Annotated in this window: 6 protein-coding genes; all 6 read right to left on the reverse strand. The window is 34.9% G+C overall.

Features of this window, described 5'->3' with window-relative positions:
• Positions 1-54 precede the first annotated feature (54 nt).
• The 6 genes from K8Z87_RS08085 to K8Z87_RS08110 all read right to left on the reverse strand — a co-directional run bounded on the left by K8Z87_RS08085 (position 55) and on the right by K8Z87_RS08110 (position 12,854).
• Positions 55-3,195, reverse strand: coding sequence for a VPS10 domain-containing protein (locus tag K8Z87_RS08085; RefSeq protein ID WP_227476991.1), 3,141 nt, complete (start codon positions 3,193-3,195; stop codon positions 55-57).
• 117 nt (positions 3,196-3,312) lie between these two features.
• A complete protein-coding gene (locus K8Z87_RS08090) occupies positions 3,313-4,065 on the reverse strand; it encodes a DUF6090 family protein (protein ID WP_227476992.1) in 753 nt (250 codons plus the stop codon).
• A gap of 128 nt (positions 4,066-4,193) precedes the next feature.
• Positions 4,194-7,334 (reverse strand): S41 family peptidase, encoded by a 3,141-nt coding sequence (locus K8Z87_RS08095; RefSeq protein ID WP_227476993.1) that lies wholly within the window; start codon positions 7,332-7,334, stop codon positions 4,194-4,196.
• A 109-nt stretch (positions 7,335-7,443) separates the two neighbouring features.
• A complete protein-coding gene (locus K8Z87_RS08100; protein WP_227476994.1) occupies positions 7,444-8,859 on the reverse strand; it encodes an amidohydrolase family protein in 1,416 nt (471 codons plus the stop codon).
• Between the two features lie 40 nt (positions 8,860-8,899).
• Complete coding sequence (locus K8Z87_RS08105) at positions 8,900-9,091, reverse strand: hypothetical protein (protein ID WP_227476995.1); 192 nt, start codon at positions 9,089-9,091, stop codon at positions 8,900-8,902.
• Positions 9,092-9,617: 526 nt separating this feature from the next.
• Positions 9,618-12,854: a S41 family peptidase gene (locus K8Z87_RS08110; RefSeq protein ID WP_227476996.1), complete on the reverse strand. Its 3,237-nt coding sequence runs from the start codon at positions 12,852-12,854 to the stop codon at positions 9,618-9,620.
• Positions 12,855-13,265: the final 411 nt, after the last annotated feature.

Raw genomic sequence — 13,265 nt, forward strand, 5'->3', positions numbered from 1 at the left:
ATATAATTTATAGGATTATTACATTTAAACTTATGATTTAATTAAGAATAAATCTTAGTCTTTAATGATTAACGCAGGGATATTTAATGCTTTAAATGTTGTATTATAAGTATCCATTTCTTTGTTAACAATAGCATCAAGCTCTGTTTTGTAGACTTGCCAATCTCGCAATAAATCTTGTAAACGTTGTTTTGCTCCTTGTGTTACTTTAGGGTCGGCATTATCAATATAACCAGATAGGTTGATCAATTGCGCATTAAGCTTGTTATTAAAATTAATCACATCCTGAAATGTTTTTTGTTTAGGCTGTATTAAGTTTTCTTCCCAAACCGTAATACGCTTTATTATCTCCTTTCCACTATCTAATAATTCTGTAGCATCATCATTATCTTTTAACAAAGTTGCGTAACGTTCTAACTGTGTTTTAACAGAACGCATTTTATTTACAGATTCATGCATATCTTTTACTGTTGAAGCTATTGTCGCTAGCATATCTTGTTGCTCTTTATAGTCTGATATACTTGCTTTAATATGAGGATTTGGTATCACTTTAACTTCAGTCTCTAGTGTTTCATTTTCTAAAGAAAGTTTTATTGTGTAATTGCCAGGAGCTACACTAGTACTATTGAGTCCACCGAAAACAAATACATTATCTATGGGAGGTAGTGCTTCTCTACTAAAATCCCATGTAAATCGATTATAACCCTTTTTTGAAGGCAATATTTGTGGAGCAGATGGACCTCCAGGCCAAGATTTAAATCCTTTAGGCTTTTTGTTTGAATACGATTTAATAAGTGTGTTATTCTGAAAGACTTCAACTTTTAAATCTAAAGTATCTGCAACTTTAGGAAGGTAATAATCAAATGTTACTCCAGATCTAGGATTTTGACCTTGACCGATAGCGTTAGATACACCTCCGAAAATACGATAACTGTCTTTTGGAGTAAAAACTTGCAGTGTGTTCTCGTTTGATCGCTGTTGTAATGGGCTTAGATCATCTAAAATCCAAAACCCACGACCAGAAGTCGCCGCAACTAAATCATTATCTTGAATGATAAGGTCATTGATAGGTACAATAGGGAAATTAAGTTTTAAACGTTCCCAATTTATCCCATCATTAGTAGATACATATAACCCAACTTCTGTGCCTGCATATAACAATCCTTTTTTCTTTTTATCTGCTCTAACAACTCTTGCAAAACCATTAGCATCATCTAGACCTTTTACAATTTTAGTCCAAGATTGTCCATAATCTGTAGTTTTAAATATGTAAGAGCTTAAATCCATAGATTTATAACGCATAATAACGATATAAGCAGTAGCCTTATCGTGCTCAGAAACATCAATGCTATTTATAATACCGTCTTCAATACCTTTAGGAGTAATATTATTCCAAGATTGTCCACCGTTTCTCGTAATTTGTAAGGTGCCATCATCTGTGCCAGCGTATAAAACACCTTCTTCATGCTGTGATTCTACGAGTGCAGTAATAGTATTATAGTTTTCTCCACCAGCGGCTTCATTAGTAAATGGAGCTCCGCCAGGACCATGTTTGTCTTTTTCGTTTTTTGTAAGATCAGGACTGACTGTTTGCCAACTCATACCTCCATCTGTGGTTTTAAAAACCACATTGCCTCCATGATAAATCGTAGAACGATTGTGTGGTGAACTTATAATTGGAGCATTCCAATTATAACGGTATTTAGAATCTTCTGGAGCGATACTTAAACCTAACTCTGGGTATTGTTTAATTGCTTTTTGCTCGTTAGAAGCTTTGGTCCATTTACTAATATTTCCTTGATATGTGCCTCCATAAACCGTTTCAGGATTATCAGGATCAAAAGCTATAAAGGCACTTTCGCCACCAGCAACAGCATACCAATCTTTCCAATCAATACCTGCATCATTGGTTCTGCTAACTATGGACATGGTAGAGTTATCTTGCTGACCTCCATATACACGATATGGTACTTGATTATCTGTAATCACACGGTAAAATTGTGCTGTAGGTTGATTTTGTTGTGTACTCCAACTTTTGCCTCCATTGAATGAAATATTAGCACCACCATCATTTGAGTTAATTAAATTTTGATTGTCTGTTGGGTTAATCCAAAGGTGATGATTATCACCATGCGGCACCGCAATATTTGAAAAACTTTTACCACCATCTATAGATTTCATTACAGGAGCATTCAATACATAAACAACATTTTCATTTTGTGGGTCTGCAAAGATTTCCATGTAATACCAAGAACGTGCTACATTAACTCTATTTTTATTCACTTGAGTCCATGTTTTACCTGCATTATCAGAACGATACACACCACCTTTATCATCTTCAGCTTCAATAACTGCAAATACACGTTCTGAATTTGCTCTAGATACTGAAATACCTGCTTTACCAAAAACTTTTGGTAAACCTGTTTTTAATTTATCCCACGTCGTTCCACCATCAATAGATTTATATAAACCAGAGCCTTCACCACCAGATTCTATTAACCAAGGATAACGACGGTGTTGCCACATAGCAGCGTAAAGAATCCTAGGATTATTCATATCCATGGATAATGATGATGCTCCAGTACTCTCATTAACATACAAAACCTTAGACCAATTTTCGCCTCCGTCTGTGGTTTTATAAACTCCACGTTCTTTAGAAGTGCCATATTGCGCGCCTTGTGCGGTGATGTATATAATATCTGGATTTGTTGGATGAATAATGACATCAGAAATATGCCGCGATTGGTCTAAACCAATGTGTGTCCATGTTTTACCAGCATCCATAGATTTGTAAACGCCATCTCCCATAGAGGTCATTACACCTCTAGCTGCATGTTCTCCCATGCCAACAACGACAATATTGGGGTCGCTTTCAGCCACTGCAATAGCCCCAACAGTCCCCGTTTTAAAAAAACCGTCCGAGATATTTTTCCAGCTAATGCCAGCGTCTGTAGTTTTCCAAACTCCACCACCGGTGGATCCCATATAATAGGTTTGCGGTTGTCCGATAACTCCACTAGAAGCAACAGAACGCCCACCTCTAAATGGACCAATATTTCTCCATTTTAAACCGTGGAATAAGCTATCTACCAATACAGGTTTGGTTGTAGGTATAGATTTTTTACGTTTTTGAGCATTTAGACTTAAGCTTATAATGCATAATAAGCTTAGTACAGTATGTTTAATGCGTTTCATTTGTAATGGTTTTAGTTGGTTGTACTCGTATTTTAAATCGTTGAAGAGACAACGATTTTGAATTCCATAAGTTAAGAAATTCACTTTAATTTTATGATCGTTTACTCCATTTTATATTTAAATGCTCAATCGGTCTATTTCTTTTTGAACATCTATAATAAGTTGCTCTAAATCTATAATTGTTTGTTTTTGCCATTTAAACCGGAGTATTAGAAAATTTTGAAGTCGCACTATTATATTTTTAAAGGTGTTATTTTCTCTTAATAATTCAATGCTTTTAGGAGTATTTATAGCTAAAGAGAATTCAAATTCAGAATCTATAGAAAGAGATGTCATAAAAAGTTCATTCATAGATATTTGTAATTGATTTTCTACTATGCTTAAGTCTGTAGCTTCACGAGTGGTAATATTGTTAAATTGACGCTCGCACATTTCAGTAATTCTAATGCGTAAATCATCATTATTTATAATATCAACTCCTTGGTTTTCTATAAACTTATATGTAGTATTTGCGTTGTTAAATATGTCGTCAAGTTGTATTATTTCAAAAGCTACTTTTAAACTGTCATCTACTGATTTTTTATTTTCAAAATAATCTAAAATTAGAGTTGAATAATTTCGTCTTCTATTTGTGTAATCATGAATTCCTTTAATTTCTGTGAAATTGGTTTCTAAATCATTTTTAAGTTCAGATAAAATTTTAATTTCTTGAGTTGTAGCTTTTCGGTTTTCGTTCCAAGTATTGACTTGCAGTGCTAACAAAATACCTATCATTACGAGGGCGATTTCACCAATGGCATATAATAGGTATTTCGATACTTTATTTTTACTAATCATAGTTTGACGTATTTTTCGGAAGAATTTAAGCATAACGTATAGATTTTTCATTCCCGCCTCTCGACTGCGCTCGAGATAAAATGTAGCGGGAATCTACTTTTTGGTTTCTGTTGTAAATGGATTCCTTCCCGATAGCTATCGGGATTCGCAGGAATGACAAATCAATTCCTTAAACTCTTCATAATCTCTTCAATGGCTTTGTCTAATTGTGGTTGATTGCCTTTTAAGCGATCTTCAAAGGTTTCCTTCACATATATATCTGGTTTTACGCCTGTAAATTCTAAATTGTCACCATCTAAAGTATAACAACCCCAAGATGGTAAACGGTAAAACGAACCATCAACCAAACCTGCACCAGAAGTAAAAATAATCCAACGATAAGTTTCAGTACCAATCACTTTTCCTAAGCCTAATTCTTTAAAGCCGGCAGTGGTTACTTCTCCGTCACTTAATGTTTGTTCATTAATTAATATAATAATGGGTTTATCCGCAGGAACAAAATTAGGTTGTGGCGCTAATTTACCATTTCTATATTTCCATTTTGAATACGATTTTTGTGATAAAAATTGTAACACATCATCATGTACATTACCACCTGTATTGTTACGTAAATCCAAAATAAGTGCTTCTTTATTGTAAGTTTCAGACACCATTTCTCGCATAAAATTGTTAAGCTCACCAGCACCCATATTTTTCATATGGACATAGGCAATTTTATTATTACTCTTAGCGTCAGTATACGATTGATTGTTAGCAACCCATTCGTCATATAATAATGTACGTAACCTGCCTGAAGATATCGGGTGAATATTTAGGTTTATCGTTTCGTTATTTCGCTTAAAGGTCAGCTGCATTTCACTATCTATAGATGGTTCTGAAAAATAAGATTCACGATTTAGTTTTTTATCTATTGTTTTGCCATTAACAGCAAACAGTTCATCACCAATGCGTATGTTTTTTCCTGTAACGTCGGCAGGACTTTTTGAGACGATTTTAGAAACAGTAAACGGATTGTCTTTAGAAAATAAAATGCCAGTTTCTAAAGTACGACTACCATAATATTCTGAATCTTCTTCCCCAAAAGTATTAAAACCAAAGTGCGACGTATTTAATTCACCCAACATATCATTAAATAATAAACTTAACTGCGAACGTTTGGTAATGTATGGTAAAAACGCAGCGTATTTATCTCTTAGTTTTTGCCAGTTTTGTCCGTGGAAATTATCATCGTAGAAATTAGATTCAAAACCAGCCCATGCCTCAAAAAACATTTGACTAAATTCATTGATTAAGTTTTTACGAAACTTTACATCAATATTAATTTTATCCATTTTATTAGAACCTAAATTAATAGAATGGATAGCGCCATTAAACAATATAAAATGTTTGTCTTTTACACTTTTAAACTGCCCGCCTCCTAAACGTTGCGTGCCTACTTTTTCAGTTTTATTACGTTCAAATGGTTTAATAACGGTACGCCACAGATTAAAATTTCCTTCATCATGATTTGATCCATAATACACGTAAGTAGTTTCGTCTTTAGTAATAATATAAGCACCAGTTTGTGTGCCAAAAGCAGGACTTATACGTTGTAAACGTTCCATTAATCCATTTTCGTTAATAGTAACTTTTACAGGCTTTGAAGTTTCTTTTTTAGTCTCTTCTTTTTTGTCATCCTTTTTTTCTTCTTCCATAAAAAGAGCATCAAACTTATCTGATGTATAAGGTGCTTCGTATTTATCTAATGCCATTTGATATATCTGTACTGTTGAAGTTCCTCTCGGGAAACTTGGCTCAGTAAGGTTAGAAGCGAAATACACATATTTTCCATCTGCAGACCAAAGAGGATCAGCTTCATTAACACCTGTATTGGTAAGGTTTGTTATTTTTTTTGAAGGGATATGGTATACAAAAACATCACGTTCAAAATTTCGGAAAGCATTGTATAAAAGATAATCACCATCTGGTGAAAATTGTGCTGTTGTTGGTCGTAGTGCCCAAAACTCATCTGTAACAACTGTTGTGCTTTTTAAGTTTTCAAGATCTAATAAACGCAGTTGATCACGACCGCTTACATAAACGGCACGCTCTAATTTGTGATCTAATTCTAAATTGATATTATTTTTTTGTTCGTTGGTATGCTGTTTTTCTATACCTGTACCATCTGCAGCAATAGTATACAAATTAGTATAACCACCAACCGTTTGGTTGAATAGTAACGTACGATTATCTTTTAACCACTTTACCTCTATAACACGTTGGTCTTTTGTGGTTTTGATTTGTTTTACAAATTTCCCTTTAAGATCCGAAACAAATAATTCGCCACGAGAAACGAATGCGATCTTTTTAGTGTCTGGAGAGACATCAAAATAAGTAATGTTGTCTTTAGCCTGAAAATCTTGCGATTTTGATAAGGTGTTATTCCTTAAAATAGTAATCGCTACTTTTTTAGTGCGTTTACTAGCCACATCGTATAAAAAGATTTGGTAATCTTTAGTAAATACTACTTTTTGCCCATTAGCGCTTGCTTGCGGTCTGCCAATGGAAGTTTTAAAAGACGTTAACGCTGTTTTACTACCGTTAGTAAGTGTATAGAGATTATATTCGTCATTTGCTTCATCCGATGCGAAAAATAGTGTTCCTCTATCATCAAAGGTTGCCCACATGTCTTTTCCTCTATAGCTCGTATATTCTTTATAGGCTTTTGTTTTTGGATTGTACGATCTTATATCTGGATTATAATCACCTTTATAACGCTTGCGATGGGTAAAGTTTTTACTTTCCCAACTTTCGTTAAAGAAAATTTCGCCTGAAGACGGATGCTCTGCTATATTATGTGTATTATTAAAATAGTGCTCAAACAGACGTTTTGGCGTGCCGCCAGAAGCAGAGATTTCATAACCGCTATAACGATTGTAACGTGTTGAGGTAAAATAAACAGATTTAGAATCCCAAGACCAACTATCAACATCATCAGCGGCATCATGGTAGGTGAGTTGTTTAATTTCTCCACCTTCCATAGGCATAATATACACGTCTTTGTTGCCGTATTGCGTGGCGCTAAACGCAATCCATTTACCATCTGGTGAAATACGAGGTAATGTTTCTTCACCTTTCATAGCTGTAATACGAGAAGCTTCTCCACCAGCAGATGGGATTTTCCATAAATCACCATCATAGCTGAATACAATGGTTTGTCCATCTGGCGATAATGTAGGGTCAATCTGAAAATAAGCTTCTTGAGCGGATAATAAAGGACTTGCAAATAGAAAAAGGATTAAGAATGTAAAGTAACGTTTCATGGGTATTATTATGATTTTTGATGCTGAATCTAGTTCAGTACAAGATGATTTTTTGAGTGGATTAAAAGTAAGGTTTTTAATTGTAATATTTGTGTCGTAGCTATGTCGTTTAATTAAACCCCACTTGACCTTTTACAGACTCAAACAATGCTTTAGAGTCAAAACCAACACCATCTTTAAATACGGTTTCTAGCTTCCTAATGTTTTTAATATCTGTTGTTAAATCTCCATTAATCAATAATAAATCGGCAGATTTACCTGCTTCAATAGTACCTGCTTCATTAGCTACATCTAAAAACTGTGCTCCGTTAAGCGTACATATTTTTATAGTTTCTTCAAGTGTAAAACCAGCTTCAACTAAAATTTCAACGGTACGTTGATTGGCATAACCAGCAACTGTTCTACCAGCTCCAGTAGGATCTGTGCCAGCGACTAAAAACCCACCTTTATCATGAAAACGTTTCACCCATTTTAAATTTTTATTAAAAAGTGATAAACTAGAAGCGTCTCTCCCTTGAGCACGTTTATAACTCGCTTTGAGACGTTCTTGTATCTGAGGAGCTAAGGCATCCAAACCACCTCCAGGAACAATCTCACGATCCGTATAAGGTTCAAAAACATTAGGAGTTGTAGTAATTACAGTTTTGTTTTTAATTAAAAGATCGATAAGTGCGTTGATCTTTTCTCCGTTTTCTGGCTCTGCCATTAGGCTAGATCTTGCGGAAAAGGGATCGCATAACTCATCTTCTTTATCTGTAGCAAAATCACTAGATGCCATAAAACCATGTTCTAAATTGTCGATACCAATATTAGAAGCTTCTTCATAGGTTAAAGAACATAAATGCCCTGTGACTTTAAGTCCTCGTTTATGTGCTTCAGTAACGGCTATTTTTAAATCTTCTTTAGTAATATTATTATAGACTTTAAACGATGTCGCTCCTTTATCAGCCCAGTAATTCACAATTTTTGAGACTTCATCAGTATTACTAATAAAACCGAGCTCAGGAACTTTAGGGCCTTCACGCTCAATAAATGGACTGGTCACATGCATCTTTGGCCCCGTCATTTTTCCTTCGTTAATCCATTTCATTACATTGAGGTCGGTTTGCGGTTGTATGCTTCCTGCAGTACGCATGCTTGTGACTCCACCTGCTAAATACAAGCGTGGAAAGGTAAAGGTCATTTGTCCTACACTAAACCAGTTTTCAAAAGGCTTGGTATAAAACATATGCTCATGCAGCATTACCAAACCAGGAATTACGGTTTTGCCAGAACCATCGATGGTTTTTATACCTAGCGGAATTACAGTTTCACCAGTAGCTCCAGTGCGTAATATTTTACCATTAGAGATCACAATGGTTTGATTTTGTTTAATTGCATTACCTGTGCCATCAATAACAGTGACATTTGTAATGGCATAATCACCTTCGTTAGTAGTAATAAAGCGTTGTACTTGCGGTGCAAAATCTTGCGCAGATAATTGAAGGGCAATAAATAATACGATGATTGTTAGTTTTAATTTCATGATCTAATGCGTTTATAATCTGTTAAATTACACAATAACATTAACCTAGCTTACCATCTCCATCTATATCTTTACTAATGTGCATTTCTAGAGCCTCGAGTGTTTTTCTTAAAAGCACTTTAGTTTTGTCTAATTCAGCCTCTAATTGTTCAACGCGTTCTTCAACACTATCGGCTTTTTTTTGTTGTTTGTCTAATTCATCTTGTTGCATTAATTCCCAGAAGATTCCCATAATAAATGTGTTTTAGTTGTTAATATTAATTTAAACCAAACACGAGATTACTGTATAAATAGATGATCATCTAAATGTACAATAGGGTAAAGAAAATGTGTAGTTTGGTTAGCTATATAATTATATGTAGTTGAAGATATTAAATTGTTACGGATTTTTCTGAATATTTTGCTATAATTTAAAATGAAATAAGTGTAAAACCTGTCATTTTGAAACGAGTTCAGAATGACAAAATATGGTTTTGAAACAGCTTCTTTGTCTATTCTTTAAATTACCTGAAAAGTCATGCTTTAGTGCATTTTGTTTTAGTTTTTATAGGTTTTTAGCACGAATTGCACGAATTAATACGGATTGGATGAGATCTAAAGAGATTTATATTTTATAGTATTTTAATAGGTTTCGCATCTCGACTACGCTCGATATGACAGCTCAACCAGACAATAAAGTTATATGCTAACCCATTCTAAAAAAACGCTTCAAAAGTATTTGTCTAATGAAGCGTTTTTATATGAAAATAAATTAATCTTTAATTTCTATTACCTGTAGCAGGTTTAGGATATTTAGGTGGTTTAACATTTTGCTTGGTTCCTAATTGTTTCATCAATTCAGAAACAGCACGTTCTAACTGAGGATCTTTACCATTAGATAATGATTTAGCATCTTGACGTACTTGAATATCTGGTGCTACACCTTCATTTTCGGCAATCCATTTATTGTTAATTGGATCGAATACCGCATTGTCTGGTGCAGTTAATGATCCGCCGTCGATTAATGCATAGTGAGTTGATGATTTTACTAATCCACCCCAAGTACGCATACCAATTAGTTTTCCTGCTTTTTGCTGTCTAAATACCCATGGAAAGAAATCTCCACCAGAACCTGCAAGCTCGTTCACTAATAAAACTTTAGGACCTAAAATACCTGCAGGTAATCTAAAAGGTGTTCCGTTAGGTACCTCATTGGTCAGCCCAGCTCTAAGGCTACGTGTCATTAAATCTACCATATAGTCATCTAATAAACCACCACCATTAAAACGTTCATCAATAACAGCTCCTTCTTTATCTTGTTGCGCAAAGTAGTATCGGTTAAAGGATACAAAACCAGGACCTCCAGTATTTGGCACCCAAACATAACCTAAACGGCCACCCGAGAGTTTGTCAACCAAGCGTCTATTGTCTTCAACCCATGTACGTTGTCTTAAGGCATTTTCGTTTCGTATAGGCTTTACAGTTTCTGTCCAGTGTCCAGCGAATTGAGGCTTATCATTAATATGAAGTAAGGTTTGCTTTCCACCTGTACCATCTAAATATTCATTAAAATTATCTGATGCTGTAATTTCTTTTCCATTAATACCTACAATATAATAGCCTTCTTTAATATTTAAACCAGGAGCATCTAAAGGCCCAGATAACCCAGGATTCCAGTTTTCTGTGGTGTATATTCTGTCTATTTTCCAAAGGTTAGTATCCACATTTAAATCTGCGCCTAATAAACCAGCTTGAGAACGTTCAACAGAAGGAAAGTCTCCACCTCTTACAAAACTATGGCCTACAGAAAGTTCACCATTAACTTGATCTAAAATATAATTTAAATCACTGCGGTGTTTAATAAATGGTACTAACGGAGCATAGCGTTTATAGACTGTATTCCAATTTCTACCATGTAAGTTTGGATCATAGAAATAATCGCGTTCGTATCTCCAAGCTTCTTCAAACATTTGTTCCCATTCCGCAGAACGATCTAACTTCATTTGAAGTGTAAAACGCACATTTTTTCCACTTTTAGCATTTGGTTCGCCTGTACCAATAAGTTTCCAACTAGGACCAATCCTTGCTAACATATGCTTTCCGTTCGGTGTTACTGACACCGAACTTGCACTGGCAGCAAATTCTTTTAATTCTTGTTTTCCTAAATTAAATTTATGAAGCTTTGTTCCAAAACTATTTGGTACACGTTCTCCAATAAAGGCATTGCCTTTTGGCCCAGCAATGATGTATGCGTAATTTCTGTTTGGGATTGGAAGTGCTAGCGTTCTACGACTTAAACCATCAAAATCGATAATGACTTTCTTTGTAGCATCTTTTTTCTCTTTTGGTTTTTCATCTTTTTTTTCTGCATCTATTTTTATGTCTTCTTCATCACTTTTAGGTTTAAAAGGAGAATCGTCATTGGCATCTAAATTCACTACATAAGCTGCATATCTAGGATCTGCAGTTATAGCACTTGTATTTGCCCAACCAGAACCTAAAGCCACATCTGTACTTGCTAAGAAATACAATTGCTTGTGATTAAGATCCCATGCTGGAGAAAACGAATCTGCAAACGCATCGGTAATAGGTTGAGATGTTTTGGAAGCTAATGAATAAATAAAGATTTGTTTAAAGTTATTACTTCCTGTTTTTGTGTAGGCAATCCATTGGCTATCTGGAGACCACTTTAGCTGAATAGATCCGCGTCCTAAATTATTACCACCAATATCGAAGGTTTCAATTTTTTTAGTATTAAGGTTAACAATACGCATACGGACATCATCATCTACAAAGGCAATGTATTTTCCATCTGGAGACCAAGATGGGTTCCAACCGAGTTTAGACTCACCAATGGAAATAGATTGAGGTTCTAATCCATCTTGAGAAGATAGCATTAAAGCATAACCCTTTCGATCTTTATCTGAAAACCATGCAATTTTATCTCCTTTTGGAGACCAAATAGGTCTTCGATCTGCAGTGCCAGAACTCGCTGTAATGTTACGTGCATCACCAAATTTTACAGGAACCGTAAAAATATCACCACGAGATTGTATAATAATACGTTTTCCGTTAGGTGATAACGACACCGATCTGGCTGAATTTGTAACAGTTTCCCATTTGGTTTCTGCCCAAGGGAAATCTCCAACAACATTAATGTTTAATTGCGTGGATTTTTTTGAAGCTATATCCATAGTATGCAAAAAGCCATCACGCTCATAAGCTAATGTGTTACCATGGCCTGCTAACCATTTAACATCTGATCCTTTAAAACTGGTGACTTGATTTGCAGCTTTCGTTTCAGGGTTGTAAGACCAAATGTTAGCCACTAAATCTCTGTCCGACAAAAAGTAAATGAGATCTCCTAACCATAAGGGTTGAATATCTGTAGTACTGTTATTAGGTAATAATTCTTCACTTTGAGATGCTAAATCTAAAATACGTAACGGTGTATTTTGTCCGCCTCTATAGGCACGCCATTCTACATCCCAACGGTCCATTTTATCTATAATAAGCTGATTTCCGTTAGGAGAAAATGCGCCATCATAACTCCATTGCTTAGTTAATAATTTTGGAGCACCACCATCTTTTGAAATTGTATATAAACGATCGTAAGGTCTCGGTGCTGTTTCTCTATTGCTTGCAAATAAAATGTGTTTACCATCATTAGACCAACCTCTTACGGTTGATCCGCTTGGATGCCAAGTTAAACGTTTTGGTTCTCCACCATCTTTAGAAACGATATACACATTATCTGAACCTGCTCTATTAGAAGAGAATGCAATCCATTGTCCATCTGGTGAAAAATAAGGGTTAGACTCTACAGCAGCAGTGCTTGTAATCCGCTTGGCTTCGCTAGAATTTAGAGACGATATCCACACGTCACTACCATAAGTATAGACAATATGTGTATTACTAATGTCTGGCTGACGGAGTAGGCGAGTCCCTTGCCCATAGGAAAAGAATGTTGTTAATAGAACAATAGTAAGTGTTTTTAAAAAATAATGTGATTTCATTTATTAAGTTTTATGATTGATTAATAGTTTGAGAATAGTGTATAAAGATAAGAAAAGAGATTTATGATTTTTTAAACCCATCCATCTTTAATTCGTTTTAACGAATTAAATCCACCTTTACCTAGAAACTTAAACTATCTCGATAACTATCGGAGCAGTATAAAGAGAAGGTGTTTTTTGTGATACATTTTATATGATTAATCAGGTCTCGCATCTCGACCAAGCAATATTTTTTATTAAAGAATTTTATCATAATTCGAAGTTAATTGTCATCCTATGTTTGCAAAAGGATATAACTGAATAATTTAATCATTGCTTCTATTTATGTTTCTTTAAAGATAAAATTATTAAAACACCCCTAAAGTCCCCTCAAGGGGACAGGTTCTTAACACGTTTATTTATAATGTCCCC

The organism is Winogradskyella immobilis (assembly GCF_021887715.1).
Taxonomy (GTDB): Bacteria; Bacteroidota; Bacteroidia; order Flavobacteriales; family Flavobacteriaceae; genus Winogradskyella; species Winogradskyella immobilis.

Coding starts and splice junctions, on each gene's coding strand:
- K8Z87_RS08110 (WP_227476996.1), bottom strand. CDS start 12,854: ATGAAATCACATTATTTTTTAAAAACACTTACTATTGTTCTATTAACA.
- K8Z87_RS08105 (WP_227476995.1), bottom strand. CDS start 9,091: ATGGGAATCTTCTGGGAATTAATGCAACAAGATGAATTAGACAAACAA.
- K8Z87_RS08090 (WP_227476992.1), bottom strand. CDS start 4,065: ATGCTTAAATTCTTCCGAAAAATACGTCAAACTATGATTAGTAAAAAT.
- K8Z87_RS08100 (WP_227476994.1), bottom strand. CDS start 8,859: ATGAAATTAAAACTAACAATCATCGTATTATTTATTGCCCTTCAATTA.
- K8Z87_RS08095 (WP_227476993.1), bottom strand. CDS start 7,334: ATGAAACGTTACTTTACATTCTTAATCCTTTTTCTATTTGCAAGTCCT.
- K8Z87_RS08085 (WP_227476991.1), bottom strand. CDS start 3,195: ATGAAACGCATTAAACATACTGTACTAAGCTTATTATGCATTATAAGC.